The 26090-nt window shown below is 69.8% G+C and carries 28 protein-coding genes; 13 read left to right on the top strand and 15 right to left on the bottom strand.

Going from position 1 to position 26090, the window contains the following annotated elements; genetic code table 11:
* The first annotated feature begins 25 nt into the window (after window positions 1-25).
* Window positions 26-898, top strand: coding sequence for a CoA transferase subunit A (locus EIZ45_RS37445; RefSeq protein WP_134667762.1), 873 nt, complete (start codon window positions 26-28; stop codon window positions 896-898).
* Entirely contained in the window at window positions 895-1665 is a 771-nt protein-coding gene (locus EIZ45_RS37450; RefSeq protein WP_134667761.1) for a CoA-transferase subunit beta, read from the top strand. The genes EIZ45_RS37445 and EIZ45_RS37450 overlap by 4 nt, the downstream gene beginning before the upstream one ends.
* A 5-nt stretch (window positions 1666-1670) precedes the next feature.
* Here the strand turns inward: EIZ45_RS37450 and EIZ45_RS37455 are convergent, their stop codons facing one another.
* Complete coding sequence (locus EIZ45_RS37455) at window positions 1671-2282, bottom strand: TetR/AcrR family transcriptional regulator (RefSeq protein WP_081685000.1); 612 nt, start codon at window positions 2280-2282, stop codon at window positions 1671-1673.
* A 73-nt stretch (window positions 2283-2355) separates the two neighbouring features.
* Between EIZ45_RS37455 and EIZ45_RS37460 the strand changes: the two genes are divergently transcribed.
* Entirely contained in the window at window positions 2356-3918 is a 1563-nt protein-coding gene (locus tag EIZ45_RS37460; RefSeq protein WP_337821022.1) for an AMP-binding protein, read from the top strand.
* 10 nt (window positions 3919-3928) lie between these two features.
* Here the strand turns inward: EIZ45_RS37460 and EIZ45_RS37465 are convergent, their stop codons facing one another.
* The 3 genes from EIZ45_RS37465 to EIZ45_RS37475 are packed head-to-tail and all read right to left on the bottom strand — an operon-like array spanning window position 3929 to window position 6595.
* Complete coding sequence (locus tag EIZ45_RS37465) at window positions 3929-4552, bottom strand: flavin reductase family protein (protein WP_051728900.1); 624 nt, start codon at window positions 4550-4552, stop codon at window positions 3929-3931.
* Between the two features lie 53 nt (window positions 4553-4605).
* A complete protein-coding gene (locus EIZ45_RS37470) occupies window positions 4606-5811 on the bottom strand; it encodes an acetyl-CoA C-acetyltransferase (RefSeq protein WP_134667760.1) in 1206 nt (401 codons plus the stop codon).
* Window positions 5812-5824: 13 nt separating this feature from the next.
* A complete protein-coding gene (locus EIZ45_RS37475; protein WP_043835638.1) occupies window positions 5825-6595 on the bottom strand; it encodes an SDR family oxidoreductase in 771 nt (256 codons plus the stop codon).
* 69 nt (window positions 6596-6664) lie between these two features.
* Between EIZ45_RS37475 and EIZ45_RS37480 the strand changes: the two genes are divergently transcribed.
* On the top strand, window positions 6665-7489 hold the full coding sequence (locus tag EIZ45_RS37480; protein WP_134667759.1) for an SDR family NAD(P)-dependent oxidoreductase: 825 nt from the start codon (window positions 6665-6667) through the stop codon (window positions 7487-7489).
* 471 nt (window positions 7490-7960) lie between these two features.
* Here the strand turns inward: EIZ45_RS37480 and EIZ45_RS37485 are convergent, their stop codons facing one another.
* A complete protein-coding gene (locus EIZ45_RS37485; protein ID WP_134667758.1) occupies window positions 7961-9193 on the bottom strand; it encodes an NADH:flavin oxidoreductase in 1233 nt (410 codons plus the stop codon).
* Window positions 9194-9332: 139 nt separating this feature from the next.
* On the opposite strand from EIZ45_RS37485, the gene EIZ45_RS37490 reads away from it, so the two are divergent.
* A complete protein-coding gene (locus EIZ45_RS37490; RefSeq protein ID WP_134667757.1) occupies window positions 9333-9608 on the top strand; it encodes a hypothetical protein in 276 nt (91 codons plus the stop codon).
* On the opposite strand, the gene EIZ45_RS37495 is transcribed toward EIZ45_RS37490, so the two are convergent.
* From EIZ45_RS37495 to EIZ45_RS37515, 5 genes are read right to left on the bottom strand one after another with little or no spacing between them, the layout of a single operon-like run.
* Entirely contained in the window at window positions 9602-10996 is a 1395-nt protein-coding gene (locus tag EIZ45_RS37495; RefSeq protein WP_134667756.1) for an amidase, read from the bottom strand. The genes EIZ45_RS37490 and EIZ45_RS37495 overlap by 7 nt on opposite strands.
* A 23-nt stretch (window positions 10997-11019) precedes the next feature.
* Window positions 11020-11781, bottom strand: a complete 762-nt coding sequence (locus tag EIZ45_RS37500) for an SDR family NAD(P)-dependent oxidoreductase (RefSeq protein WP_134667755.1) — start codon at window positions 11779-11781, stop codon at window positions 11020-11022.
* Window positions 11778-12422: a PaaI family thioesterase gene (locus EIZ45_RS37505; protein WP_134667754.1), complete on the bottom strand. Its 645-nt coding sequence runs from the start codon at window positions 12420-12422 to the stop codon at window positions 11778-11780. Before EIZ45_RS37505 ends, EIZ45_RS37500 begins: the two co-directional genes overlap by 4 nt.
* Complete coding sequence (locus EIZ45_RS37510; protein WP_134667753.1) at window positions 12422-13195, bottom strand: SDR family oxidoreductase; 774 nt, start codon at window positions 13193-13195, stop codon at window positions 12422-12424. The genes EIZ45_RS37505 and EIZ45_RS37510 overlap by 1 nt, the downstream gene beginning before the upstream one ends.
* 50 nt (window positions 13196-13245) lie before the next feature.
* Window positions 13246-13890, bottom strand: coding sequence for a TetR/AcrR family transcriptional regulator (locus EIZ45_RS37515; protein WP_134667752.1), 645 nt, complete (start codon window positions 13888-13890; stop codon window positions 13246-13248).
* 142 nt (window positions 13891-14032) lie between these two features.
* Between EIZ45_RS37515 and EIZ45_RS37520 the strand changes: the two genes are divergently transcribed.
* The 4 genes from EIZ45_RS37520 (at window position 14033) to EIZ45_RS37535 (ending at window position 17472) form a co-directional block, all read left to right on the top strand.
* Window positions 14033-15520: an FAD-dependent oxidoreductase gene (locus tag EIZ45_RS37520; RefSeq protein ID WP_134667751.1), complete on the top strand. Its 1488-nt coding sequence runs from the start codon at window positions 14033-14035 to the stop codon at window positions 15518-15520.
* 75 nt (window positions 15521-15595) lie between these two features.
* Window positions 15596-16096, top strand: coding sequence for a TetR/AcrR family transcriptional regulator (locus tag EIZ45_RS37525; RefSeq protein ID WP_167756674.1), 501 nt, complete (start codon window positions 15596-15598; stop codon window positions 16094-16096).
* 12 nt (window positions 16097-16108) lie between these two features.
* Complete coding sequence (locus tag EIZ45_RS37530; RefSeq protein WP_043835659.1) at window positions 16109-16459, top strand: hypothetical protein; 351 nt, start codon at window positions 16109-16111, stop codon at window positions 16457-16459.
* Window positions 16459-17472, top strand: coding sequence for an alpha/beta fold hydrolase (locus tag EIZ45_RS37535; protein ID WP_134667749.1), 1014 nt, complete (start codon window positions 16459-16461; stop codon window positions 17470-17472). Before EIZ45_RS37530 ends, EIZ45_RS37535 begins: the two co-directional genes overlap by 1 nt.
* A 53-nt stretch (window positions 17473-17525) precedes the next feature.
* Here the strand turns inward: EIZ45_RS37535 and EIZ45_RS37540 are convergent, their stop codons facing one another.
* The 5 genes from EIZ45_RS37540 to EIZ45_RS37560 all read right to left on the bottom strand — a co-directional run bounded on the left by EIZ45_RS37540 (window position 17526) and on the right by EIZ45_RS37560 (window position 22792).
* Entirely contained in the window at window positions 17526-18446 is a 921-nt protein-coding gene (locus EIZ45_RS37540; protein WP_134667748.1) for a VOC family protein, read from the bottom strand.
* A 28-nt stretch (window positions 18447-18474) separates the two neighbouring features.
* Window positions 18475-19659 carry an acyl-CoA dehydrogenase family protein gene (locus EIZ45_RS37545; protein WP_134667747.1) on the bottom strand — a complete coding sequence of 395 codons (1185 nt, stop codon included), beginning with the start codon at window positions 19657-19659 and terminating at the stop codon, window positions 18475-18477.
* Between the two features lie 100 nt (window positions 19660-19759).
* Window positions 19760-21367 carry a class I adenylate-forming enzyme family protein gene (locus tag EIZ45_RS37550; RefSeq protein WP_134667746.1) on the bottom strand — a complete coding sequence of 536 codons (1608 nt, stop codon included), beginning with the start codon at window positions 21365-21367 and terminating at the stop codon, window positions 19760-19762.
* Between the two features lie 89 nt (window positions 21368-21456).
* The gene (locus tag EIZ45_RS37555) at window positions 21457-21942 is read right to left on the bottom strand and encodes a nuclear transport factor 2 family protein (RefSeq protein ID WP_134667745.1); all 486 of its coding nucleotides are present in this window, start codon (window positions 21940-21942) and stop codon (window positions 21457-21459) included.
* A 1-nt stretch (window position 21943) separates the two neighbouring features.
* Window positions 21944-22792, bottom strand: coding sequence for an LLM class F420-dependent oxidoreductase (locus EIZ45_RS37560; protein ID WP_134667744.1), 849 nt, complete (start codon window positions 22790-22792; stop codon window positions 21944-21946).
* 159 nt (window positions 22793-22951) lie between these two features.
* Here EIZ45_RS37560 and EIZ45_RS37565 point away from each other — a divergent pair, with 159 nt between their 5' ends.
* The 4 genes from EIZ45_RS37565 (at window position 22952) to EIZ45_RS37580 (ending at window position 26069) form a co-directional block, all read left to right on the top strand.
* A complete protein-coding gene (locus EIZ45_RS37565) occupies window positions 22952-23776 on the top strand; it encodes an IclR family transcriptional regulator (RefSeq protein WP_037812275.1) in 825 nt (274 codons plus the stop codon).
* 105 nt (window positions 23777-23881) lie between these two features.
* Entirely contained in the window at window positions 23882-25030 is a 1149-nt protein-coding gene (locus EIZ45_RS37570; protein ID WP_134667743.1) for a Rieske 2Fe-2S domain-containing protein, read from the top strand.
* The gene (locus tag EIZ45_RS37575) at window positions 25030-25281 is read left to right on the top strand and encodes a hypothetical protein (RefSeq protein ID WP_134667742.1); all 252 of its coding nucleotides are present in this window, start codon (window positions 25030-25032) and stop codon (window positions 25279-25281) included. Before EIZ45_RS37570 ends, EIZ45_RS37575 begins: the two co-directional genes overlap by 1 nt.
* The gene (locus tag EIZ45_RS37580; RefSeq protein ID WP_134667741.1) at window positions 25278-26069 is read left to right on the top strand and encodes an SDR family oxidoreductase; all 792 of its coding nucleotides are present in this window, start codon (window positions 25278-25280) and stop codon (window positions 26067-26069) included. Before EIZ45_RS37575 ends, EIZ45_RS37580 begins: the two co-directional genes overlap by 4 nt.
* Window positions 26070-26090: the final 21 nt, after the last annotated feature.

Below are 26090 nucleotides of genomic sequence, written 5' to 3' on the forward strand. Positions count from 1 at the left end.
CTAGACGAACACACTGGAGGAACGAATGGGCGGCAAGTCCATGACCCTGGACGGCGTCACCGAGTACGTCCGGTCCGGGATGACCGTCGGGATCGGCGGCTGGGGGTCGCGGCGCAAGCCGATGGCGATGGTGCGCGAACTGCTGCGCAGCGACGTCGAAGACCTCACGCTGGTCACCTTCGGCGGGCCCGAGGTCGGGCTGCTGTGCGCGGCGGGCAAGGTGCGCCGGGTGATCTACGGGTTCGTCTCGCTCGACACGATCCCGCTCGACCCGCATTTCCGCGCCGCGCGCGAGGGCGGCCGGGTCGAGACGACCGAGTACGACGAGGGCATGTTCGTCGCGGCGCTCCGGGCGGGCGCGAACCGGCTGTCATTCCTGCCGACGCGGGCTGGGCTGGAGAGCGACGTGCTGCTGATGAACCCGGAGCTGAAGACGGTCGCATCGCCCTATGACGACGACGTCTACATCGCGGTGCCCGCGGTGCGCCCGGACGTGTCGCTGCTGCACCTCAACCGCAGCGACACCCTCGGCAACGGCCAGTTCCTCGGCCCGGACCCGTACTTCGACGACCTGTTCGCGATGGCGTCGGACAAAACGCTGCTGAGCGTCGAGAAGATCGTGGACACCGAGGACCTCACCGCCACCGAGCGGTCGACTTCGCTGCTGATCAGCCGGATGTTCGTGAACGGCGTGATCGAAGCCCCCAACGGCGCGCACTTCACCTCGTGCGACCCGGATTACGGCCGCGACGAGGCGTTCCAGCGGCATTACGCCCAGTCGGCGCAGGACGAGGTCTCGTGGAAGCAGTTCCGCGAAACCTTCCTGACCGGCGACGAGGCCAGCTACCACGAAGCAGTGCGCGCCTTCCACCGCGCGACCGAGAAGGAGTCCGCATGAGTGCCCCCGCAACCCGCGCCGAGGTCTGCATCGCCGCGTGCTCCGACGCGTGGCGCGGCTCCGGCGAGGTGCTGGCCCACGCGGTCGGCACGGTCCCGGCGGTCAGCGCGCGGCTGGCCCGGCTGACCCATTCCCCCGAACTGGTGTTGTCCGACGGCGAATGCCACTTCATGGCCGACCCGCCGCCGCTGGGCAAGACCGCCGCGGCGGGCGGGACCGTCGAAGGCTGGGCCCCGTTCGGGCGGATCTTCGACATCCTCAACACCGGGCGGCGGCATTCGATGATGGGCGCGAGCCAGATCGACCGGTTCGGCAACCAGAACATCTCGCTGATCGGCGACTGGCGGAAGCCGAAACGCCAGCTCATCGGCATGCGCGGCGCGCCGGGGAACACGGTCAACCACCGCACCGACTACTGGGTGAGCCGGCATTCGAGCCGGGTGTTCGTGGACCGGGTGGACGTGGTGTCCGGGGTCGGCAACGACCGGGCCCGCGCGCACGCGTCGACGGCGTTGCGGTTCCACGACCTCGGCGTCGTGGTGACCGACCTGGCGGTGCTCGACTACGACGAGGACGGCCGGCTGAAGGTGCGCTCGCTGCACCCGGGCGTCACCGAAGACGAGGTGCGCGCGAACACCGGTTTCGAGCTGGACTTCAGCGGCGCGGGCGTGTCGCGGGTGCCGGACGAGCACGAGCTGGACCTGATCCGCACCGTGCTCGACCCGAAGAACGCCCGGGACCGGGAGGTCAAGGAGTCCCGGTCCTGAACCGCTCAGCCGGCGAGCAGACCGCCGTACAGCATCGCGAGGTACTGCTCCGCCACGACGTCGTGGCGGAGCTTTCCGCGCGGGTTGTACCAGCGGACCGACGACCAGACGGTGTCCCGGATGAACCGGTACACGAGGCTCACCTCGAGGTCGGCGCGGAATTCGCCGGTCTCGCGGCCCGCCTGGAGCACGCCGAGCCACAGTTTTTCGATCTTCAGCGACGTCTTCCCGACGAATTCGAAATCGGCGAGGCTGCCGACGACGGCCGATTCGTTCTGGTAGAGCGCCACCGCGAACGGCCGCTCGTGAATCGTCGCGAAGGCGGTGTACACCAGCGCGTCGAACTGCTCGCGCGGCGTGCCGTCCTTCCCGGCGATCTCGGTGAACGCGGCCAGCAGGTCGTCCATGAACTCCTTGAGGATCTCGCGGAGCATGTCCTCCTTGGACGCGAAATGGTGGTACAGGCTCCCGGAAAGAATGCCCGCCTCGTCGGCGATGTCGCGGACGGTGGTCTGGGAATAGCCCCGGGTCGCGAAGAGCTGAGCGGCGATGCCCAGCAGCTCGCCGCGCCGGGTGCCGCCGTTCTTGACCGGGGCCCGGCCGGTTCGCGGAGTCATCGCATGGATCCCTTCCTGCCCGCTGCTTTCCCCTATGCTACCGAACAAGCACTTGTTCAGTGAGGAGACCCGCGTGTCGACACCTCGCACGATGCCCGCCCTGCTCGACGAAGCCGCCCGCCGCCACGGCGGCGCCCCGGCTGTGGTCGACGGTACGACACAGCTGTCCTGGACCGCATTGCGGGAGCGAGTGCGGGTGGTTTCCCGCGCACTGGCCGCGGTCGGCGTCCGGTCCGGCGACCGGGTCGCGGTGTGGTCGCCGAACCGGGTGGAGTTCATCCTGACGTTCCTGGGCGCGCAGTGCCTCGGCGCGGCGCTGGTGCCGATCAACACCCGGTACCGCGGCGAGGAAGCCCGGGTGGTGCTGGAACGGTCCGGTGCGTCAGTGCTGGTGCTGTGCAACGGATTCCTCGGCAACGACTATCTCGGGATGCTCACTGAAGCCGCTTCCCGTTCGGGCGGCTCCGGTGCGGTGCCTGGACTTCCGCAGCTGCACACCGTGATCGACCTCGGATCGGACGGCGTCGCGTTGCCGTGGAAGGAATTCCTCGCCAGGGCGGAGGCGGTGCCTGCCGTCGACGAATCCGTGGTGACGCCTTCGACGGTGGCGGACATTCTCTATACCTCGGGCACCACCGGCGTCCCGAAGGGCGTGATGAGCACGCACGCCCAGACGATCGGCGTCGCGGATGTCTGGGCGAAGGGCGCGTCGCTCACTCCCGCCGACAACTACGCGATCGTGAACCCGTTCTTTCACTCCTTCGGCTACAAGGCCGGCGTGGTCGCGGCGATCACCGCTGGCACGACCATCTACCCGGTGCTGACCTTCGACCCGGTCGCGTTGATGGAGCTAGTCCAGCGAGTTGGCATCTCAGTGCTGCCCGGTGCGCCGACCATCTTCACCACGCTGATCAACCACCCGCGCCGCACCGAATTCGACCTGTCGTCCCTGCGCTTCGCGATCGCCGGCGCGGCTTCGGTGCCGGAGAACCTGTTCTCGGACATGCTGGAAATCCTCGGTTTCGAGCAGGTCGCGCAGGCGTACGGACTCACCGAATGCGTGGTGGCGACCCAGTCGAGGCCGAACGAGGACCCTCGCCACGTCGCCCACACGACCGGCCCGGCGGTACCCGGCCTGGAGATCCGCGCGGTCGACAGCGAGGGCAGGGACGTGCCGGTCGGCGCGGACGGCGAAATCCTCATCCGCGGCGAGTTCGTGATGCTCGGCTACTTCGACGACCCGGACGCGACCGCCGCGGCGATCGACGCCGACGGCTGGCTGCACACCGGCGACGTCGGACAGCTGGACGAACACGGCTGCGTCAAGATCACCGGACGGCTCAAGGACATGTTCACTGTGGGCGGGTTCAACGTGTACCCGGCCGAGGTGGAAAACGTGCTGAGCACCCACCCGGACGTCGTGGAAGCCGCGGTGATCGGCGTGGACGACGCCCGGATGGGCTCGGTGGGGCGCGCTTACGTGACGCTGTGGGCGGGAGTCGAGCTGGATGCGGAGGGGCTGCGCGAGTACTGCCGGGAACGGCTGGCGAACTTCAAGGTGCCACGCGAGTTCGTGGCGATCGCGGAGCTGCCGCGGAACGCGAGCGGGAAGATCGTGAAGCGGGAACTGGCCTGACGGTCGCGGCTCACCGGGAACTCAGCGGAGCGGGCTCCGACGTAGTGGCCCGGAAAGTCCGCCCCAGTTCCGGCCCCCGGCCGACGTAGTGGCGAAACACGTAAAACAACGGCTCCCAAGCCGCCACGCGAATGTGCCGGAGATCCGGTTCCGCGAGCGCCGGATGGACGTGCACCCGCAGCACCTCGGCCTCGACGATGCCGAGGCCAGGGTCGCCGGGATGCCGCACGGCCGTCACCCGGCATTCGACCTGGAGCGGGCATTCCGCGGCCCGGTCGACCGCGACGAGGTCGGCGGGGACCGGGGTGAGGCGGGCGGCGCCGAATTTGTCGCGTTCGGTCCGGAACTGGCCTGCCTTGTGTTCCGGCACCACGGGAGCGCCGGTCAGCCCGGCCAAGCGTTCGACGGCGGGCCACAGTTCGGCGCTCGGGTAGTTCAGCACGCAGTCCGGCCGCTCGCGCAGGTTGGCGAAGGTGTGGCCGGTGCTGCCGAAGCCGAGCACGGCGGTGCGGCCGAGCACCCAGGCCGACGACATCGGGGCCAGGTTGGTCGTCCCGTCGGCATTCGCACTGGACAGCAGCACGACGGGCGTGCCGGGGTAGAGCACCGGCGGGTCGATCACGACGGAATCCATGACCGCATCCTGGCGGCGGGACGGTTCGGCGGGCACCGAACCGTCCCGCGCGATCAGGCGAGCCGCTCCAGCACCATCGCCATGCCCTGGCCGCCCGCCGCGCACATCGTCTCCAGGCCGAAGGTCGCGTCCCTCGCCTGGAGGCCGTGCAGCAGCGTCGTCGCCATCCGCGCGCCCGTTGAGCCGAACGGGTGCCCCAGGGCGATCGCCCCGCCGTGCACGTTGACGCGGTCGAGGTCCAGGCCCAGCTGGTCCACGCACGGCAGCACCTGCGCGGCGAAGGCTTCGTTCATCTCGACCAGGTCAACGTCCTCAACGGACAGTCCGGCCCGGCCCAACGCCTGCTGGCTCGCCTCGACCGGACCCAGCCCCATGATCTCCGGGCTCAACGCCGACACCCCGGTGGCGACGATCCGCGCCAGCGGCTGGATCCCCAGCTCGCGCGCCCGGACGTCGCTCATCACCACGAGCGCGGCCGCTCCGTCGTTGAGCGGGCAGCAGTTCGCCGCGGTAACCGTCCCGTCTGGACGGAACACCGGCTTCAGTTGAGATACCTTCTCCAGCGTCACGCCCGCGCGCGGACCGTCGTCTGTGGACACCACAGTGCCGTCCGGCAAGGTCACCGGCGTGATGTCCTTCTGCCAGAACTCCCCCGCCGCCTCGGCGAGATTCTGGCTGCGCACCGCGAAGGCGTCTTGGTCCTCCCGCGACACTCCACAATGGTCAGCGACGTTCTCCGCGGTCTCGCCCATCGCGATGTAGACGTCCGGCAGCGCACCGTCTTTCCGCGGGTCTGTCCATTGCAGACCACCGGCGGCCCGCTTCTCCGTCACAGCCATCGCGTCGGCGTAAAGCGGGTTCTTCGTGTCCGGCATGCCGTCGGCTTTCCCTTGGGAGAACCGCGAAACGCACTCGACGCCCGCCGACACGAACACGTCGCCCTCGCCGGCGCGGATCGCGTGCATCGCCATCCGCGTGGTCTGCAGCGAGGACGCGCAATAGCGATGCACAGTCGTGCCGGGCACCGCGTCGAGGCCGAGTCGCAACGCGACCATCCGGCCGAGGTTGTACGCCTGTTCTCCGGCCGGTTGCGCGCAGCCGAGCATCAGGTCGTCGATCCGGCCGGCCTCCGGGACCGCGGCCAGCGCGGCTTCGACCATCTGCGCGGCGAGGTCGTCCGGCCGCAGGTCCTTGAGCGAGCCCTTGTACACCCGCCCGATCGGCGAGCGGGCGGCGGAGACGATCACAGCTTCGGGCACAGCGAGGTCCTCCTCAGGCGTTCGGGGTGTGCTGGAGGAAGGCGGGCCATTCGCCGCCTCCGTCCACATTGAGCACCGCTCCGCTGACATGGCTCGCGAGCGGCGACGCGAGCAGCAAACAGGCTTGGCCGACCTCGGCCGGCGACGCGAACTGTCCGCGCGGGATCGTCCGGGCGACCGCGTCGCGCTGCGCCGGATCGCCGTAGTGGTCCTCGGAACCCGGCGTCTCGACCAATCCGCAGCTGACCGCGTTGACCCGCACCTGCGGAGCCCACTCGACCGCCAAGCTGGTCGTGAGACTTTCCAGCGCCGCCTTCGCCGCGCCGTACACCGCGGTGCCCGGGCTGGGCCGCCGCGCCGAAATCGACGTGATGTTCACCGCCGACGCCCCGGGCGTCTCGCGCAGGATCGGATGCGCCGCCTGGAGGACGTACGCCGCGGACAGGAAGTTGAGCTCGTTGATCTTGCGGTGAAACCGCGGCGACGCCTCGGCGAACTGCGCGAACGGCGCGCCGCCCGCGTTGTTGACCACGACGTCGAGCCGTCCGTGCCGCTCGCCGATCTCCTCCAGCCACTGCCGGACCTGCTCCGGCTCCCGAACGTCGACCTGCGTGAACCGCGGCTTGCGGCCGTCCGCCTCGCGCAGCTGCCCGGGCTCCGTGCGTCCGCAGATCTCGACCTTGGCGCCCGCTTCGAGGAACGTCGCCACGATGCCGTCGCCGACTCCGCGCGCTCCGCCGGTGACGAGGACGACGCGATCGGTCAGGTCGAAGCTGACTGGCATGCTGCTCCTTCTCGCCGGGAGCGCTCAGCTTACCAAACAAATGCTAGGTTGAGGACGAGGAGGTTTTCCATGCCACAGGAAGCAATCCGGCGAGTCAGCATCGTCACCGGGGGCGCGCTGGGGATCGGCGGGGCGACCAGCCGCCGCCTCGCCGCGCGCGGGGACCTGGTCGTGCTGAACGACATCGACGCCCCCGCCGCTGCCGCCGCGCGCGCCGAGATCGAGGAAGCCGGCGGCGCGTGCGAAACGGTCATCGGCGACATCGTGGCGGACCAGGTGGTCGAGGCCGTCACCGCCGCGGCCCTGCGCCTGGGCGACGGACGGATCGACGTCCTGGTCAACAATGTCGGCGATTTCCGCCCCGCTTCCCGGGATTTCCTGCACAGCACGCCGGAGCAGTGGGCGCGCTTGCATGAACTGAACCTGCTGCACGTCTTCAAGCTCACGCACCAGGTGCTGCCGCACATGATCTCGCAGGGCTCCGGCGTGATCGTGAACAATTCGACGGTGGAAGCGTTTCGCGGCATCCCCGGGCACGCGGTGTATTCCGCTTACAACGCCGGGGTTTCAGCGTTCACGAAGAGCCTGGCCGTCGAGGTCGGGCGGCATGGCGTGCGGGTGAACGCGATCGCGCCGGATCTCGCGGACAGCCAGCAGACTCCCGCCGCCGCAATGCTGCGCGACAACGACCCGGCGGCGATCGAAACCTGGGTGCCGCTGGGCCGGTTCGGGCACGTGGACGAGTACGCGAAGGTGATCGAGTTCCTGACGACGGACGCGGCTTCCTACGTAACCGGCCACACGATCCCGGTGGACGGCGGGACGCTCGCGGCGTCGGGATGGTATTTGCGGACGAACCGGAAGGGGTTCACGAACTTTCCACGGGAAACGTGAGGCGGTGAGGCGGTCCGGCTCCCTTCGGCTCACGCCACCCACGGCCCCGTCCTCGCCTCACTGCTGCCCGTCCTCGGCCCGTCACAGCCCCGCCTTCACCTCACCACGGCCCGTCCTCCCCCACTACAGCCCCGTCTTCACTCCCCCACAGCCCGTCCTCACCCCGCCACAGCCCCGCCTTCGCCCCGTCACAGGCCGTCCTCACCCCGCCACAGCCCTGCCCTGACCGCACCACGGATTCGTCCCTCGCCCCGCGTCGGCCCTGCCGTCGCGCCGCCAGGCCCCGTCTTGGCCGCATCGCGACTCCGCCCGCCCACCAACACTCGCCGAGCCCGCGCACCACCACGGCCCCTCCCACGAGCCGCCAACCCCCGCCCGGCCCACGCGCAGCCGACCAGCCGGGCGGCAACCCGAACGGTGCCTCGTGAGTGTTCATACCGGTTAGAACCGGTATGAACACTCACGAACCGCTCAGCCCACGTACCCCGCAGGCTGTCCCCAGTCCGCGCCCCGCGTCGTAGTCCGGTCCACCAGCACGCATCGCGTCCCGGTGAAGTTCGTCGGCATGCACTTGTTGCAGTGGATGCACAACGACGGCGTCTCCGGCTCCGCCGCGATGCGGTTCACCAGATCCGGCTCGCGCAGCAACGCCCGCCCCATCGCGACGTACTGGAACCCTTCCCGCATCGCCAAATCCATCGCCGCGCGGTCGGTGATCCCGCCGAGCAGCACCATCGGCAGCTTCACCGCGGCTCGGATCTGCCGAGCGTCCTCGAGCAGAAACGCGTCCCGGTAAGGATATTCGCGAATGAAATGCTTCCCGACCGCCTGCACGCCCAGTTTCAGCGGCTGCGGCATCACCGCCGCGAACTCGCGAACCGGCGCGTCCCCTTTGAACAGATACATCGGGTTGAGCAGCGACGATCCGGCGGTCATTTCGAGCGCGTCGCAGGTGCCGTCGGCTTCGAGCCACTGCGTCACCGGGATCGCCTCGTCGAGCCAGAAGCCGCCGGGGGCACCGTCGTCCATGTTCATTTTCACGATCACCGCGATCCGGTCGCCGACGGCGTCGCGCACCGCACGCATCGTGTCGCGCGCGAGCCGGGCGCGGTTTTCCAGCGAACCGCCGTATTCGTCGGTGCGGTGGTTGAGTTTCGGGCTCAGGAAGGAACTGATCAGGTAGTTATGTCCTAAGTGGACCTCGATGGCGTCGAAGCCGCACTCGATGGCGCGCAGGGCCGCGTCGGCGTGGGCGCGTTTGACGCGTTCGATGCCCGCGTGGTCGATTTCCTGGGCGAAACTGAGCGTCGTCTTGTGGAAGTACCGGCTCGGCGCGAGCGCGGGCAGCCCGTTCCCCTTCGGATTCGCGACCGGCCCGCCGTGCCCGATCTGCGCCGAGACCGCCGCGCCCTCGGCGTGCACCGCGTCGGTGAGCACGCGCAGTCCAGGGAGGGATTCGTCGGTCCAGTAAATCTGATGCCGGTCGGTGCGGCCTTCCTTGGCGACCGCGCAGTAGGCGACCGTCGTCATCCCGACGCCGCCCTTCGCGTAGCCGACGTGGAAATCGACCAGATCCCGGGTGACCCGGCCGTGATGGCTGAGCCCCTCGTAGGTCGCCGCCTTGACAACGCGATTGCGCAACTGCACCGGCCCGAGCCGGGCAGGAGCCAGCGGATCGGGCGGGGTGGGGGTCGTGGAAGTCACCCTGCCACGGTAGGAAACGGAGGGTGCGGCCCGCTCCCACGATCTCGGTGACCGGGAGAGCGGCGGGCTCTTGAGTGCGGTAACGCCGCGGCCGGGCCCGGCGACTTCTCTTCATGCCTCACCAGAGGAGAAACCGCCCATGACCGATTTCAAGCCGCGTCCCCGCTATCACCCCGACGCGTTCACCGGCCCCGTCGCGATCGCCGAGCGGCTCAAGGAAGCGTCCGAAACGGACGGGCCGACGGACTACGCGAACCGGATCAACCTGGAGATCCTGGGCCAGCTCGCGGCGATCCGACGGCACGCGCTGGTCATCGCCACCATTGTCGTGCTGTGGGCGATCCTGACCTCGATCGGGATCATCGTCATCACGGCGCAGCTGCTGAGTAGTGCGTCGCCCGCACACCGCTACTGAGGGACCGGCCAGGGAGCCGCTTCCTCCAGCTGCGCCGCCAACGACAACAACACCCCCTCCTGCCCCAGGTCCGCCGCGAACTGCACCCCCAACGGCAGTCCGTCATCATCCCTCCCGAGCGGGAGTGAGATAGCAGGCATCCCGGTCACGTTGAAAACGCTAGTCCACGCCGAAAACCCGGCCGCGTGCTCATAGATCGACGCGGGATCCGTCGTGTCCAGCAAGCCCAGCGGCGGAGTCGGAAGCGGCAGGGTCGGCGTGAGCAGCACGTCATAGGAGGTGAAGACCTGCCCGACCTCCCACCCGATCTCCTGGGCCCGCCGCAGGGCGCGGTGGAGTTGGTTGGCGGTCAGGCCCCGGTAGTGGTCCAGCAGCAGCTCAGTGAACGGCTCGACATCGCCCGGCCGGAGTTCGCGGCCCAGGGTGGCCAGCCGGTCTTCGACGATCACTACCAGGTCCGCGCCCATCAGCACTCCGCCGGTCGTACGGACGTCCGGGAAATCGAACGGGGCCACGGTTTCCTCGACGTGATGGCCTAGTTCCTCGCACAGTTTCGCCGTCTGCTGCACGGCGGCCAGGCACGCCGGATGCGGGTCGACGCCGGTTCGGGCTTGGGTGGCGAGGCCGATGCGGAGGCGGCCGGGAGCGCGGCGGGTCGCGTCGAGGAAGGTGCCGGGACACGTCGGGGCGGCGAAGGCTTCACCTGGAAGTGGTCCGGCGATCGCGTCCAGCAGGGCGGCGCTGTCACGGACAGTCGTGGTCACCGCGTGGGCGACGGAGACCGGGGCGGCGAGGGTGCCGGAGTCGGGGGCGCCGGTGGTGCGGCCGCGGCTCGGTTTCAGGCCGACCAAACCGCACATGGCTGACGGGATCCGGATCGAGCCGCCGCCGTCGGTTGCGTGGGCGGCGGGGACCAGGCCCGCGGCGACGGCGGCTGCGGAACCGCCGCTGGAGCCGCCGGGTGAGCGGGACGGGTCGTGCGGGTTGCGGGTGGGGCCGTGCAGTTGCGGTTCGGTGCTGGCGTTGAGGCCGAACTCCGGGGTGTTGGCGGTGCCGAGGATGACCAGACCGGCGCGTTTGTAGCGGCGGATCAGTTCGCTGTCCACTGTGGACACAGCGGAGGCGAAGAGCGCACTGCCCTGGGTCGCGGGGAGACCGGCGATTTCGGTGCCGAGGTCCTTGACCAGGAACGGGACTCCGGTGAGCGGGCCGTCCGGGAGACCGGCGTCGATTTCCGCGAGCGCGGCTTCGAAGCGGCGGCCGACGACGGCGTTGAACTGCGGATTCGCCTCCTCGATGCGGGCGATCGCCTGCTCGGCGGCTTCCCGGGCGGACAGGTCGCCGCGGCGGATGGCGGCGGCGGTGTCGAGGGCTGAAAGGGTGGACACAGCGAGGTCTCCTCAGTAAGGGCTCAGCCGAAGAAGGCTTGGCCGCCGTCGAGCGGCACGGTGGCTCCGGTCAGGTAGCGCAGATCGGAACTGACCAGCGCGACGACGGCGCGGCCGATGTCCTCCTCGCATTCCCCGATCCGGCCCATCGGAATGGTCGCGACGAATTCGGCGGCCTCTTCGGGATTGTGCTCGGTCCACCATTTCAACCCGGGCGACAACGCGTGCGGCGCGATCGCGTTGACCCGGATCCCGTCGCGCGCCCACTCCACCGCGGCAGTGCGCGACAGCGAGCGCAAGGCTTGTTTCGCTGCGGCGTAAGCACCGTAGGTGGTGGGATCCCAACGCACCATCGCTGATGTGACCAGGTTGACGATCGAACCGTCACCGGTCGCCTTCAAATGCGGGTGCGCAGCTTTCATGAACGCGAAAGCGGCGAACGGGCCGGTCTCGAAACCGCGCGCGAAATCCTCGTCGCTCATTTTCAGCAATGGACCGAAGGCACCGGAGTACGCATTGTTGACCAGAATGTCCAGCCGGCCGAACCGCGCAACAACCTCGTCGACAACGCCGGGAATAGCCGCAGTATCCGCGACATCGCACTCGAACGGCTCCGCGGAAGCTCCCCGCTCACGCACGAGGCGACAGGTCTCGTCGAGTTTGCCGCGCGTACGCCCGAGAACCGCGACCGACGCCCCCTCCCCTGCCAGCGCCAGCGCGATTCCTTGCCCGACGCCTTGTCCGGCACCCGTCACCAGGGCCACCCGGCCCGCGAGCGTGTTCATCGGCCTCCTTCGTCTGGGGCAACCGGTCGCGCGACGTGTTTCGCCACGAAAATGCCGTCGGCGGAAACGCAAACCTGGCCGTCGGCGAGAATTTCGCCGGTGGTGTGGATCCGGCGGCCCTCGCTGGATTGCTGCCGCGCGCGAATCGTCAGTTCCTCGAACAACGGGGTCGTCCGGTGGTAGCGGACGCTGAGCGTGCCGGTCATCCCGTCCGGCCCGGGCCCCCAGCTGTTGGCGACGCCGAGCGCGTGATCCAGCAGCAGCGCGGAAATCCCGCCGTGCACGCAGCCCGGCGGACCCTGATAAGGCAGGCCGAGCGTCACGGTTCCGGTGACCGAGCCGTCCGGCAAACCGTGCAGGTGCAGCGGCGGCGCGAGCGCGTTTTCCGGGCCGGTGACGGGATCGTGACGCGGTCGCCCGGCCCACATTCCGACGAACCGGTCCTGCCGCTCCGGCGCGTGTTCTTCGAGCTGGTCGGCGATCCGGTCGAGTTCGCGGGCGATCTCGGTCATCGGCGCGGCGCTGTCCGCACCCGCGTGCAGGAGCGCGCTGACCACCCGGCGGGCCGCCGCGACGGCAGCGTCGATTCCGTCGTCGTTCGGGACGGGCGACAACGGGACGTTCTCGGCGTAAGTCGTCATCAGTAGTGCGCCGCCGGGCGGAGGGTCGCCTCGGCGCCGCCGTCGACGTAGACGACCTGGCCGGTGATGTGCGTGGTCGCGGCGTCGGCGAAGTACGCGAGGACGCGCGCGACGTCTTCCGCAGCTGCGTAACCATGCAACGGCATCGGGACTGCTTTGTCCATCACGGCTTTCATCTGCGGGTCGGCGAAAAGCCCATCGGTCATCGGCGTCCGGACCACGCCGGGCGCGACCACGTTGACTGCGATTCCCGCGTCGGCCCAGCCTGCCGAAACCGACGTCCGGCGCGCCCATTGCGCGATCGCGGACTTCGAGGACGGGTAAAGCTGGAGCGCGCGATTCTCCGCGATCGCCGCGCGGGCGGCGGTCAACGCGGCTTGCTCGTCGCCGCGCAGGCAGGCGTCGACCACAGCGGGGTCGTACGGCTGGGTCCCGGAGATCGAGCCGACCAGGACGACCCGCGGCGCCTCGGATTTCGCGAGCAGCGGCTGCAGGGCTTCGATGAACTCGGTGCTGCCGAAGTAGTTCACCGTGACCATGGCTTCGCCGGGGTTCGACGTGCCGGCGCAGGTGACCACGGCGTCGACCTGCCCGGTGCGCTTGCCGACCTCCTCGGCGGCAGCGGCGCGGCCGTGCGGGGTCGAGAGGTCCGCGTCCACGTCGCTGCCCGCGAGGTCGACGCCGAGGACCTGGTCGCCGCGTTCGGCGAGGAGACCGCTGAGCGCCGCCCCGATCCCCGAACTCGCTCCGGTGACGACGACGGTGCGCGGCATGAGGGCCTCCTGAGGTGGGGTTCCGGGAACAGCCCCGACGCTACGAGGACTCAGCCCGGCGCGGCGATCCCATCCCGGTCACCGGGAGAACCCGGCCCGCCCAGCCCCGCCAGCAGCAACCGGCAAGCCAGCACCGTGTCCGCTTCCGCTTCCTCGGCGGTGATGTGCCCGTTCAGCTGGGACGTCAGCACGCCGTACCAGGTCTGCTCGATCAGCCGGACCAGACGGCGGTCGTGCTCGCTCGCCTCGGCCACCCCGGCGACGCGCAGGATCAGGTCGGCGAACTCGACCGTCGCGGCCATGTTCGGCGACTCCCCCGCGACGGTCGCGTTGTTCGACTGCAGCATCGCCTGTGCGAGCCGCGGCCGTTCCAGCAGACGGCGGGCGGCGTCGACCAGCACGCGCGCGACCGCCTCGGCCGGTTCCTGGCCGGGCTCGACCGGGACGCTGTTGCGGTCCAGCTGCTCGACCTGGCTGTGCAGCAGCGCGGTGAACAGGACCGTCTTGGACGGGAAGTACCGGTAGAGCGTGGCGATGGCGACGCCGGCGTCGCGGGCGACGTCGAGCATCTGGATCCGGTCGAGGCCGTGCTCGGCGCCGTGGTCCGCGGCCGCTCGCAGGATGCGGCGGTAGCGCTCCTGCTGCGCGGGCGAACTCGGCGTGGCCGGCGCCCGGTTTTCGGCGACTCTCGGCACCGCGACTCCTCCGCTCGTGATCAGGCCATTCTCGCGCACGATCCTCCCACCGGGTGCCGCCGCTACCGGTGAGTGGGATGACCGCGCCCCGGCGCGCCGCGGATGCGGTTGGCTCGCCGGGTCGCGACGACTTGGAGGACTCATGGCTTTCGACGACCAGTTCGACGTGGTGGTGGTCGGGTCCGGCGCGGGCGCGCTGACCGGCGCGTACCTCGCTGCCCGGGCCGGGTTGCGCACTGCGGTGGTCGAGGCCGCGGACCGGCTCGGCGGGACCTCGGCGTACTCCGGCGCGGCCTGCTGGCTGCCCGGCACGCAGGTCCAGGAGCGGTTCGGGGTCGCGGATTCCACCGCCGCCGCGCGCGAGTACCTGCGCGCGCTGCTCGGCGAGGACCGGACCGGGCGGCAGGAGGCGTTCCTGGCGAAGGCGCCGGAGCTGGTCGCGACGCTGGAGGCGGATCCGGCGCTCGAGTTCGAATGGCGGGCGTTCCCGGACTACTTCGACCGGCCCGGCCGGGTCCCCGGCGGACGCTCGTTCGTCCCGGTCGACCTGCCGCTGTCCGAGCTGGGCGAACGGGCCGAGCTGGTGCGTCCGCCGGTCGACCGCGACCGCGCCGGCCGCGGGCACCGCGACGCCCCGTTGGACGGCGGCCGCGCGCTGATCGGCCGGCTGCTGCTGGCCTTCGACGCGACCGGCAACGGCACTGTCTTCACCGGTACGCCGGTCGACGAGCTGGTGGTCGAGAACGGGCGGGTCGTCGGCGTCGGCCCGCGGCGGATCGGGGCGACCTACGGCGTGCTCATCGGCGCCGGCGGGTTCGAGCGAAACGCGGACCTGCGGGAACAGTCCGGCGTGCCCGGCTCGGCGGCGTGGTCGATGGCACCCGCGGAAACGAACCGCGGCCAGGTCCTGGCGGCGGCGATCGCACTGGGCGCGGCCGTCGACCTGATGGACGAGGGCTGGTGGTGCCCGGGAATCGCGATGCCGGACGGCGGCGCGTCGTTCACGCTCGGATTCCGCGGCGGACTCGTCGTCGACCGCGACGGGCGGCGCTACGCGAACGAATCGCTGCCATACGACCAGATGGGTCGTGAGATGGCAGCGGACCCGGCGCGACGGGTCCCGTCGCACATCGTGTTCGACAGCCGCGAGGGCGGTCGGCTGCCCGCGATCGCGTTGCCCGGCGGACGGCCGGACGACCACCTGGCGGCCGGCACCTGGGTGGAAGCGGACACGCTCGCGGAGCTGGCGAAGCTGATCGACGCGCCCGAGTTGCCCGAGACCGTTGCCCGGTTCAATTCTTTCGCCGAAGCCGGGCACGACGCGGATTTCGGCCGTGGCGAGGACGAATACGCACGGCACTTCGCGAATCCGGTGCTGGTCCCGGTGGATCGCCCGCCGTTCCGCGCCGCCCGGCTGGTGCTGTCGGACTTGGGCACGAAGGGCGGCCTGGTGACCGATCCGGACGCCCGGGTGCTGCGCGAGGACGGTTCGGCGGTGGAAGGCCTTTACGCGGTCGGGAATTCAGCGGCTTCCATGACCGGCGGTTACTACCCGGGGCCGGGTATTCCGTTGGGCACCGCGATGGCTTTCGCTGCCCGGGCGGTCGACGATCTGGTGGCACGGGCCTGAAGCTGAGCCGGAGCCGGAATTTTTGAGGAACGATCGTTCTTGACTGATCGTTCCTCAAAAGGCTACCGTCAGGACATGGGCAGGCGAAGGGCATTCGACGAGGACGAGGTGGTGCGCGCCGCCGTGGGGTTGTTCGGCGGCCGCGCGTACGACGGCGTGTCCGTCGACGACCTCGTCACGCACCTCGGCGTGCACCGCAACAGCTTGTACAAGACGTTCGGCAGCAAGCGCGGCCTCTATCTGGCCGCGCTGCGCCGCCATCTCGCCGACGACGTCCGTCCCCTGGCCGAAGCGCTCGCCGCGGCGCCGGACGCCGCGACGGCGCTCCGGCTCGTCGCGTCGGCTGACCTCGGCCTGCTGCTGCTCGCGGCGGTCGAACGGGCGCCGGCCGACGAGGAGGCGGCTGCCGAGGTCGCCGAGGCGCTGGCCACGCTCGACCAGGCGATCGCCGACGCGCTCGGCATTTCCACCGCACTGGCCGCCGCCCTCACGTCCGCCGCACTGGGCCTCCGCTTGCGCGGCGACCCCGGCGACCCGGGCACCGCGCTGGCCCAACTGCTCGATCCCCTTAACTGACAAGGAAAAGACATGGCATTGGTCACCATCGACGGCGGCAACCTCGTCGTCGTGATCGAAGGTCTCGACAAGCTGTGGGCCTTCAAGAGCAGCCTGACCATCCCGCTGGCCAACGTCCGCGGCGCGACCGCGGACCCCGGCATCGCCGCCGACCCCAAAGGGATCCGCGCGCCCGGAGCCCACGTGCCCGGCGTGATCACGGCGGGCACGTTCCACCTCGACGGCGAAAAGGTTTTCTGGGACGTCAAGGATCCGGCGAAGGCCGTCGTGCTCGAACTCGCCGACGAGCGCTACGCCCGCCTCGTCCTCCAAGTCGACGACCCGCGCGCGACCGTCGCACTGGTCGAGAAGGCGCTGCGCTGATGCTCTCCCACCTCGCAGCAGTCGCACTGACCATGGCCGCCCCCGTCGCGGCGGCGCCCGATCTCGTGCCCGCTGCCGACCGCGAAATCGTCTTCACCGTCGAGGGGACGCCGACGTACGGCACCCTGCACGTTCCCGCGCACCGGGCCGGCCAACGTTTGCGCGCCGCGCTCCTGCTGCCCGGCAGCGGCCCCACCGATCGCGACGGCAACCAGCCGCGCATGTCCCCGAACACCCTGACGCAGGTAGCTAACGCGCTCGACCGCGACCGGGTCGTCACGCTGCGGTTCGACAAGTACGGAACCGGCGCCACCGGGCTCGGCGCCTACCGCGACCATCCCGAAACACTCGACTATCCGGCGTTCGTCCGTCAGGCGAAAGCCGCCTACGAGACGTTGCGCGAACAGCCGGAGACAGCACCGCACGCGCTGACTGTCGTCGGGCACAGCGAAGGCGCGATGACCGCGCTGCTGCTCGGCGGCTCAGTCCGTCCCCGTCCGGCCGGCCTGGTGCTGCTGCAACCCCAAGCCATCCGCTTGCTGGACCTGGTCGCGCTCCAGCTGCACGCCCAGATCGCCGAGGCGGCCCGCCACGGCCAGCTCGACCCCGAGCAGCAGCGGACTGTCGACGCGGCGATCGACGCCGCCGTCACCGCCCTGCGCGAACACCGGCCGGTCGACGCCACCGGCCTGCCGCCCGCCGTCGCGCAGCTGTTCCAGGGCTTCCAAGGGCAGAACGGCCGCTTCGTGGACAGCGACGACGCCGTCTACCCGCCTGCCACCGCCGCGGCGCTGCGGCCGGGGACCAGGGTACTGCTTACCTGTGGCACGAATGACGCGCAAGTTCCTTGCGCTACAACGGATGCGCTGACCGTCGCCCTGCGCCGCGCGCACGTCGGCGGACCGGGCCGGGTGCGGCTGCCCGGAGTGGACCACCTGCTGCACGACGCCGGCCATCCGGATACGCCCGCGCCTGCTGTGCTCGACGCCCTGCATCGGTTTGCGGGGCGCTGAGGGGTCGTGAGTGGCGATCGCAGTGCTAACCGGGATCGCCACTACACCCACCCTCACTTCAGCGGAGTGAACGCCGCCAACTGCTCCGACCCGGACCAGTCGTGCCCCCAATAACTGTCCCGCGTGATCTCCTCCGCCGTATAAAACCGTTCGTCCACCAGCATTCCCTCGGTCCCGTACTCCAAATCCCACCCGCCGGGCGCCCGGACGTAGAACGACACCATCTTGTCGTTCGTGTGCCGCCCCAGCGTCGAGGACACCGAGAATCCGCGTTTGCCGACCTCGTCCAGGGCTCGGCCGACCGCGTCGAGGGAGTCGACTTCGACCATCAGGTGCACCAGGCCGGGCGGTTCGCCGTGCGGGGCCGGGCAGATCGCCAGGCTGTGGTGGCGCTGGTTGACGCCCATGAACCGCACCCGGCGGGGTTTCTGGTCCGGGGCCGCGCCGCCCATCGCGACCGCGCCGCGCGGGAGGAAGCCGAGCACCTCGGTGTAGAACGTCTCGATCTCGGCGAAGTTCGTCGTCGGCAGCACGACGTGGCCCATGCCCTGCGCGCCGGTCACGAACTGCTGCGTCCACTTCGTCCGCACCGGGTCGTGGTCGAGGACCGGGCCGAAGAACACCTCGACCGGGGTGCCGGACGGGTCGTCGAACGTGAGCGCCGAATCGACGCGGCGTTCGCGGCATTGCTGTTCCGACAACACTTTCACCGCGGTGCCGGACGCCTCCACCGCGCGCCCGACCGCGGCCAGCGCGAACTGGTCGCGCACCTCCCAGCCGACCGCGAGCACGCGGTCGTCCTCGCCGGGCAGCACGATCAGCCGTGCCTCGCGCTCGTCCATCCGGAGGTACAGGCCGTCGGCGACCGGGCCGGCCGTCTCGGCGAAGCCCAGCGCCTCCACGGTCAGCTCGCGCCAGCGCGGCACGTCCCGGCTCTGGACCCGGAGGTATCCGAGCCCTCGGATCTCGGTCATGGCGAAACTCCTTGCGGGGTGGGAAAAATCAGATCATGGACAGCATCGGGCCGGGCGGCGGCTCGACGTCGAGGTCGGTCAGCGCGGACGCGTGGAACACCGAACCGGGCACGTGGATCGCGTGCGCCAGGCCCATGTGGCCGTCGCGCCAGAACCGCTGGATCGGGTTGTCCATCCGCAGGCCGTTGCCGCCGCTGCGGGCGACCACCTCGTCCATCGCGCGCACCGCCCGCCACGCCGCGGCGACCTGGGTGCGGCGCGACGCGGCACGGTCGGCGAGCGTCGTCGGCTCGCCGGCGGCGGCCTTGTCGTAGAACCGGGAAACGTTGTCCAGCATGGCAATTCGCGACGCTTTGATCTCCTCAGCGGCGGCGCTGATCGCGTACAGCACGTACGGATCGTCTTTCACCCGGGTCCCGGTGATTTGCACGCGCGTGCGTTGATATGCCAGATGCGCCGCCAGCGCACCTTCCGCGATGCCGATCACCGCGGACGTGATGCCGAGCGGGAAAATCGTCGTGAACGGGACGCCGTACGTCGGGTTGGTGCGACCGGATTCCCGCAGCGCGCTGCCGTCGGTCATCCGGCTGAACGGGACCGCGCGGTACTCCGGGACGAACGCGTCCTTGACGACGATGTCCTTGCTGCCAGTGCCGCGCAGGCCGACGACGTCCCAGGTGTCCTCAACGATTTCGTAGTCCGCGCGCGGCAGGATCACGTGGTAGTTCCGGGGCGGCTGCACCACATTCCCGTCCGCGTCGCCGAGGAAACCGCCGAGGAAAATCCAGTCGCAATGGTCGGTTCCGGACGAGAACTGCCACCGTCCATTGAAGACATACCCGCCGTCGACCGGCTTCAGCACGCCCATCGGCGCGTACGGCGAAGCGATCCAGGTGTCGTTGTCCGCACCCCAGATTTCTTCCTGCACACGACGATCGCAGAGCGCCATTTCCCACGGGTGTACGCCGACGATCCCGGCGACCCAGCCCGTCGAACCGTCGAGCGAAGCCAGCCGCATCACCGTTTCCGCGAATTCGCGCGGATGCGCTTCCGCGCCGCCGTAGTCGGCGGGCTGGAGCATTTTGATCGCGCCGGTTTCCCGGAGCACCTTCGCCGCTTCGTCGGCGAGCCGGCCGAGCCGCTCGTTTTCCGGCCCGAGCGCGGCGATCTCTTCGGACCGTTCCTCGACGGCGGCAAGAGCGGGATGGGTCATGGCGCTTCCCTTTCTCCGGTCCGGATACGGTGCGGTCCCGGCTGTCCTGAGCCTCCCAGCGGAACCCGCGAGCGCGCGGGTGCGCTCCCGGTCAACGGGATCAGGGCCGCGGCACTTGGTTCCGCACTACCTTGCCGGTCACGTTGCGCGGCAACGGATCTGTCCCGATCCGCCACCGCGACGGGACCTTGTAATACGCCAGCCGCTCGGCCGCAAACGCCCGCAGCTCCGCCGCGTCGACCGGCGCCGAGACCACCACGACCGCAGCCACTTCCTGCCCCAGGTCGACATGCGGCACGCCCAGCACAATGCATTCCCGCACCGCCGGGTGCTCCGCGAGCACGTTCTCCACCTCGGCCGGATAAACGTTCTCCCCGCCGTGCAGGATCAAATCCGACCGCCGTGCGGTGAGCCGGAGCTGTCCCTCGGAGAGAACCCCGATGTCCCCGGTGTGCAGCCACCGATCGGCGTCGACAGCGGCCGCGGTGGCCTCGGGGTCTTCCCAATAGCCGAGCATCGTGAACGGACTGCGGACGCAGATCTCCCCCGCACTGCCGTCCGGCATCACCTCGCCGAACGCGTCCCGGATCTCCAATTCCACGGTCGCGATGGGACGCCCGACAGTACCGGGGAAAGCAGTCAGATCATCCGCATTGGCAACGGAAATCGCCGTGGAAGATTCCGTCAGCCCGTAGCTGTCGACTAATCCCTGTTCCGCTATCGGAAGTTCCGCGCGCAGCCGTTGTTGAAAGGCTGGTGAAGAAGGCGCAGCACCGAGCGTGAACGCAGTCAGCGAAGAAAGGTCATACCGCTCGAGGTCGCCGTGTTCCAGCAGCCGGTGCGCCATGGTCGGCACGACGCCCCAGTTCGTCACCCGCTCAGCCTCGACCAATCGCAGCACCCGCTCCGCGTCGAAACCGCCCTGGTGCACCACAACCGCGCTGCCGTCGGCGAGCCGGGGCACCACCAGGTTGTGCAGTCCGGCGATGTGGAACAGCGGCACCCCGAGCAGGTACCGCCGCGCGGACGGCTCCGCCGGATCGCCGAGCGCACGGGCGATTTCGCTGTTCAGACCGTGGAACTCGATCACCGACGTCAGGTTCCGGTGCGTGTGCACCGCGCCTTTCGGCCGTCCGGTCGTGCCGCTGGTGTAAAGGATGACCGCCGGATCGTCCTCGGCCACAACGCACGAAGGCAGCGGTACCTCCCGGCGCGCCAGCCGGGGAATGTCCTCCTCGACGGTCAGCACCGGAACGCCGTCCAGCAACGCCGCCCGCTTCGAGTCGGCGACCACCAGAGACGGTCGGGTATGACCGAGCGCGTACGCCAACTCCGGCCTGGACCACCACGCGTTGTAGCCGACCGCGATCGCGCCCAGCGAGACGGTCGCCCAGAACGCGACCACCCACTCCGGACTGTTCGCGGCCGCGATCGCGACCCGGTCGCCCTTGCCGATCCCGTACTCGTCGCGAAACGCACAGGCCACCGACGCCACCTGCCGGGCGTGTTCGGCGAAGGTGATCCGCCGGTCAGCCGTCACCAGATACTCGCGTTCACCGTGCCGCGCCGAGGCCGCGAGCACCTCCCCCAGCGACCGCGCGCGATGGGCGAACACCGTCATCGGCACGCCCAGCACCTCTTCGGTGCGCAGTTCGCACGGTCCGCCGGGCGCGGTCAGTGCCTGCCGAGGATCAGCGGAGAGGCTCATCCAAGGTCTCCCTCCTCGCACCGGTGCGGGCGTGATTGTGCCTGCTCGCAGCGGGGAGCGCCGGGCCGATTCCAGTGACCGGGACCGGCTCAGCGGAACGCTGGCTCGCCGTACGCGCCCTGCCGCAGCAACCCGGGCGACTCGGCCCGGCCGTCGAGAACCCGGTTGGTGCGCCGGGTGACCTTCCAGCCCTCGCCGGTGCGGGCGAGCGCCCAATGGTTCGCGGTGGCACGCCGGATGACAAAGCGGTCGTCCTGATATACCACCATCAGCGAGTGGCAGACCGCGATCGCCGTGTCGCCGTCGACGGTCACGTGCGGCGGGCCGACGAAGTGCGCGCATCCGCCGGAGATCCAGCCCTGGTGGGCGCTCGACCGCACCATCCGGGCCAGCTGCTCCCGGCCTTCGAGGTAGATCTCGTCGACGTCGTACGCGCCGTCCTCGGTCCACAGCGCGGCGACGTCCTCGGCCGCGCCGGCGTCGACCAGCGGACCGTACGCGGCGATCAGCCTGCTGATCTCGCGTTCGTCCTCCAGCCGCGCGAGCCGCGCCTCCAACTGGGCGATCCGGTCCACTTCAGACCTCGCTTCCTAGCTCGGCGAGCGCTTCGAGCTGCTCGCGGTAGTGGTCGGCCGAGTGCGCGGCGATCCGCGCGCTGACCGTCGTCGCCCCTGCCTCGACGACGCGGGCCAGCCGCTCCCGGCAGGAGCCCGCGCCGGGGTCCAGCGGCCGTCCGGGCGACAGCACGACCTGGAAGCCCTCCGGCAGGGCGACCGTGCCGAGCATCCGGCGCAGATCTTCCAGCGACAATCCGAACGGGACCCAGCCGTCTGCCAGCTCCACCGCCCGCCGGAGCGAGCGCTTGGTTCGGCCGCCGATCCACAGCGGGACTTTCGCCTGGACGGCATGCGGTTCGACGATCATCCTGGCGAAGTCATAGTGTGGCCCGTGATACTCCGGCAGCCGCTGCGACAACGCGGCCCGCAGCGCCCGCAGCGCGTCGTCGGCCCGCTCGCCGCGCTGTTCGAACGGCGCGCCCAGCAGGTCGAACTCCTCCCGCAGCGATCCGACACCGAGGCCGAGCACGAGCCGTCCGCCGCTGACCGTGTCGAGCGTTCCGTAGCGCTTCGCGATCTCCAGCGGGTGGTGATATCCCAGCACGAGCACCTGCGTGGCCAACCGGATGCGGCTGGTACGAGCAGCCAGGTAGCCGAACGTCGCGAGCGGATCCCAGTACGTCGAGCCGCGCTGCTCCGCCACCTCGACCGGCACCGCGACGTGCTCGCTGCACGTCAGGTGATGGAAGCCGAGGCGGTCCGCGGTCTCCGCGATCCGCGCCAGGTCTTCGATGCCCGCGCTGTCCTCCCAGGCGTTCGGATCCCCCGGCAGCCGGGTCACCACGGGGCTCACGAGGCCGATGTCCATGCCGCCATGCCTACCGGCCGCCGCGCCGGCGCGAGCGGGTCCTCCCGCTGATCGGGAGCCGTGCCGCACTCGTGACCCGCCGCGTGTTGACGCTCCGGGAGGCCGCCGTGTTACCGTCAAAACTAGAAATGATTTCAATTCGTCCGCGAGGAGCACAGCATGACGGTGGTCGCGATCGAAACGGACTCCCTCGGCACGGATGTCGCGCGGGACCGCGCCCTGCCGCCGTCGATGGTCGAGCGGATGACGCTGATCCTCGACGCCTTCGACGCGCCGAGCACCCGGCTCACCCTCGAGCAGGTCGCGCGCACGACCCATCTCCCCCGTTCGACCGCGCATCGCATCCTCGACCAGCTCGTGCGGCTGCAGTGGCTGTCGCATTCGTCGTTCGGCTACGCGCTCGGCGCACGGGCGCTGAACCTCGGCGGCACCGGCGGCAACCACCTCGAACTGCGCGAGGCGACCGCGGCCGTGCTGCACGAACTGCAGTTGCGCACCGGAATGGTCGCGCACCTGGCGATCCTCGACGGCGCCGACGTCCGGTATCTCGACAAGGTCGGCGGCCGGTTCGCCGCGGTCGTCCCGTCGCGCGTCGGCGGCCGGGCGCCCGCGCAGTGCACCGCGCTCGGCAAGGCGATGCTCGCGTGGCTGCCCGCCGAACAGGTCGAGGACCGGGTCATGCCGACGCTCGGCCGCCAGACCAGCCGCACGATCTGCGACATGGTGACGCTGCACCGCGAACTCGGCCGGATCCGCGACCGCAACGGCCTCGCCTTCGAACGCGGCGAATGCTTCTCTGACATCTCTTGCGTCGCCGCTGCCATCCGAGGACCGGAAGGACCCGAGGCAGCGATCTCTCTCGTCGGCGACGCCCAGACCGCACTGGAGCGCGTCGCACCGCTCGTCGTGGTCGCCGCGCGGCAGGTCACCCAGGAGTTGTACCCGATGGTCCGGCTGCGCACCGCCGAACCTGCCTGGAACTGACCGTCCACAGAGGACTCTCAGTCACCGAGACGCCACCTGCCTCGGGACTGCCCGCCGTTCTAAGTTCAGCCTCGCAGAAGCGGGGCACTGGAAGGAGATCCGACGATGACCACAGTGGAGCCGGCACCGGACGAGGTCCGCGTGATCGAGGCCGGCGCGGCGCCCACGCGGTTCGCCCGCGGGTGGCACTGTCTCGGGCTGGCCGAGAGCTTCGCCGACGGCAAGCCGCATCCGATCACCGCGTTCGGGCAGAAGCTCGTGGTGTTCGCCGGCGAGGACGGCAAGCTCAACGTGCTCGACGCGTACTGCAGGCACATGGGCGGCGACCTCTCGCAGGGCACGGTGAAGGGCAACGAGATCGCCTGCCCGTTCCACGACTGGCGCTGGGGCGGCGACGGCCGGTGCAAGCAGATCCCCTACAGCCGCCGGGTTCCGCTGCGGGCGCGCACCGCCGCGTGGACGACGATGGTGCAGGACAAAATGTTGTTCGTCTGGAACGACCCCGAGGGCAATCCGCCGCCCGCCGACGTCGTCATCCCGCGCATCGAGGGCGCCACGCGCGCCGACTGGACCGACTGGACCTGGTACGAAACGCACGTCGACACGAACTGCCGCGAGGTCGTCGACAACGTCGTGGACATGGCGCACTTCTTCTACGTCCACTTCGCTTTCCCGACCTACTTCAAGAACATCTTCGAAGGACACGTCGCCACCCAGCTGCAGCGCGGGACTTCGCGGGAGGACGTGCGTCCGCCCGCGAAGGACGGCCAGCCGAAGGCGCTTGGCAACACCTCCGTCGCCTCGTACTACGGGCCGTCTTTCATGATCGACGAGCTGACATATCACTACGAGGGCATGGACATCGACGCCGTCCTCATCAACTGCCACTACCCCGTCACGGCGAATTCGTTCAAGCTGCAGTACGGGATCATCGTGAAGCGCACCGACAAGCTCTCCGGCGCCGAGGCGGAGGAAACCGCGCGCAAGATGGGCGATTTCATCCGCATCGGGTTCGAGCAGGACGTGCAGATCTGGAAGAACAAGACCCGGATCGAGAACCCGTTGCTGTGCGAGGAGGACGGTCCGGTCTACCAGCTGCGGCGCTGGTACGAACAGTTCTATGTGGACGTCGCGGACGTCACGCCGGAGATGACCGAACGGTTCGAGTTCGAACTGGACACCGCGAAGCCGAATGCCGCGTGGCGCAAGGAGGTCGAGGAGAACCTCGGCCGCCGGACCGGCGAGCGCGTCTGATGGCCGTCCGCCCCGACAACCGGCTGCTGGACGAGCCGATGCGGCCGGTCCGATGCGGAACGTGCGAGGCTTGGCTGAAGGTGCGCAAGAGCAGCTGGTATCAGACGAGCATCCAGTGGGATACCACGGCTTCCGAGCGCTGTGTCGAACGATCCGCCTGTGCGGAGGACCTGTTCCGCGGCTGTCGCGCGCTCCAGGATTCGATTGACCGGGCGGTTGCGGACGGGGGAATTCCGGTGGCCGGCGAATGAGCACGCACGAGAAGTACGGGCCGTGGGCGGTCGTCGCGGGCGGTTCGGAGGGTGTTGGCGCGGCGTTCGCGCACCAGCTCGCCGAGGCCGGGATCAATCTGGTGCTCATCGCGCGCAAGCCTGAGCCGTTGGCGGAAACTGCGGCGGCGGTCGAAGCGCGGGGTGTGGAAGTCCGCACTGTGCAAGCGGATCTGCTCGATCCGGAGGCGCTTTCGGCGATCCGGGAAGTGACAGACGGGCTTGAGGTCGGTTTGCTGATCTTCAACGCTGGCGCGAACAGTTACGGGCACGAGTTCGTGACCGGGGATTTGTCGAAGGTGCGCGGAGTAATCGATCTGAACATCACCGCGCAGCTCGCGTTGACACATCACTTCGGCGCGCTGATGGCAGCACGCGGGCGAGGTGGGATCTTGCTGGTCGGCTCGCTGGCGGGGTATCTCGGGCAGGCGGAGATCAGCGTGTATTCCGCGGTGAAGGCGTTCGGCCGGGTGTTCGCCGAGGGGCTGTGGCTGGAGATGCGGGACCGCGGCGTCGACGTGCTCGAACTGGTGCTGGGGGTCACGCGGACTCCGGCGATGGAGCGGGCCGGGCTGGCGTTCGACCTGCCCGGGCTCAACGTGGCCGAACCGGAGGACGTCGCGCGGGAGGGTCTGGCACACCTCGCGGACGGGCCGGTGTGGGTCGCGGGCGGGAACCTCGCCACCGCGGAGAAGCGCAGCGGATTCCCGCGTGCCGAACTGGCGCTCGCCGCGCACGAGGCAACGCGAAAGCTGCTCCCGGCGCGGTAATTCACGCGGAGGAAGGGGCGG

The organism is Amycolatopsis sp. CFH S0740, from assembly GCF_004522315.1.
GTDB lineage: Bacteria > Actinomycetota > Actinomycetes > Mycobacteriales > Pseudonocardiaceae > Amycolatopsis > Amycolatopsis nivea.

Excerpts from the sequence above, each read along its gene's own strand:
- EIZ45_RS37445 (WP_134667762.1), top strand. The coding sequence starts at position 26 with ATGGGCGGCAAGTCCATGACCCTGGACGGCGTCACCGAGTACGTCCGG.
- EIZ45_RS37450 (WP_134667761.1), top strand. The coding sequence starts at position 895 with ATGAGTGCCCCCGCAACCCGCGCCGAGGTCTGCATCGCCGCGTGCTCC.
- EIZ45_RS37455 (WP_081685000.1), bottom strand. The coding sequence starts at position 2,282 with ATGACTCCGCGAACCGGCCGGGCCCCGGTCAAGAACGGCGGCACCCGG.
- EIZ45_RS37465 (WP_051728900.1), bottom strand. The coding sequence starts at position 4,552 with ATGGATTCCGTCGTGATCGACCCGCCGGTGCTCTACCCCGGCACGCCC.
- EIZ45_RS37475 (WP_043835638.1), bottom strand. The coding sequence starts at position 6,595 with ATGCCAGTCAGCTTCGACCTGACCGATCGCGTCGTCCTCGTCACCGGC.
- EIZ45_RS37480 (WP_134667759.1), top strand. The coding sequence starts at position 6,665 with ATGCCACAGGAAGCAATCCGGCGAGTCAGCATCGTCACCGGGGGCGCG.
- EIZ45_RS37490 (WP_134667757.1), top strand. The coding sequence starts at position 9,333 with ATGACCGATTTCAAGCCGCGTCCCCGCTATCACCCCGACGCGTTCACC.
- EIZ45_RS37500 (WP_134667755.1), bottom strand. The coding sequence starts at position 11,781 with ATGAACACGCTCGCGGGCCGGGTGGCCCTGGTGACGGGTGCCGGACAA.
- EIZ45_RS37505 (WP_134667754.1), bottom strand. The coding sequence starts at position 12,422 with ATGACGACTTACGCCGAGAACGTCCCGTTGTCGCCCGTCCCGAACGAC.
- EIZ45_RS37510 (WP_134667753.1), bottom strand. The coding sequence starts at position 13,195 with ATGCCGCGCACCGTCGTCGTCACCGGAGCGAGTTCGGGGATCGGGGCG.
- EIZ45_RS37520 (WP_134667751.1), top strand. The coding sequence starts at position 14,033 with ATGGCTTTCGACGACCAGTTCGACGTGGTGGTGGTCGGGTCCGGCGCG.
- EIZ45_RS37525 (WP_167756674.1), top strand. The coding sequence starts at position 15,596 with ATGGGCAGGCGAAGGGCATTCGACGAGGACGAGGTGGTGCGCGCCGCC.
- EIZ45_RS37530 (WP_043835659.1), top strand. The coding sequence starts at position 16,109 with ATGGCATTGGTCACCATCGACGGCGGCAACCTCGTCGTCGTGATCGAA.
- EIZ45_RS37535 (WP_134667749.1), top strand. The coding sequence starts at position 16,459 with ATGCTCTCCCACCTCGCAGCAGTCGCACTGACCATGGCCGCCCCCGTC.
- EIZ45_RS37540 (WP_134667748.1), bottom strand. The coding sequence starts at position 18,446 with ATGACCGAGATCCGAGGGCTCGGATACCTCCGGGTCCAGAGCCGGGAC.
- EIZ45_RS37545 (WP_134667747.1), bottom strand. The coding sequence starts at position 19,659 with ATGACCCATCCCGCTCTTGCCGCCGTCGAGGAACGGTCCGAAGAGATC.
- EIZ45_RS37550 (WP_134667746.1), bottom strand. The coding sequence starts at position 21,367 with ATGAGCCTCTCCGCTGATCCTCGGCAGGCACTGACCGCGCCCGGCGGA.
- EIZ45_RS37560 (WP_134667744.1), bottom strand. The coding sequence starts at position 22,792 with ATGGACATCGGCCTCGTGAGCCCCGTGGTGACCCGGCTGCCGGGGGAT.
- EIZ45_RS37565 (WP_037812275.1), top strand. The coding sequence starts at position 22,952 with ATGACGGTGGTCGCGATCGAAACGGACTCCCTCGGCACGGATGTCGCG.
- EIZ45_RS37570 (WP_134667743.1), top strand. The coding sequence starts at position 23,882 with ATGACCACAGTGGAGCCGGCACCGGACGAGGTCCGCGTGATCGAGGCC.
- EIZ45_RS37575 (WP_134667742.1), top strand. The coding sequence starts at position 25,030 with ATGGCCGTCCGCCCCGACAACCGGCTGCTGGACGAGCCGATGCGGCCG.
- EIZ45_RS37580 (WP_134667741.1), top strand. The coding sequence starts at position 25,278 with ATGAGCACGCACGAGAAGTACGGGCCGTGGGCGGTCGTCGCGGGCGGT.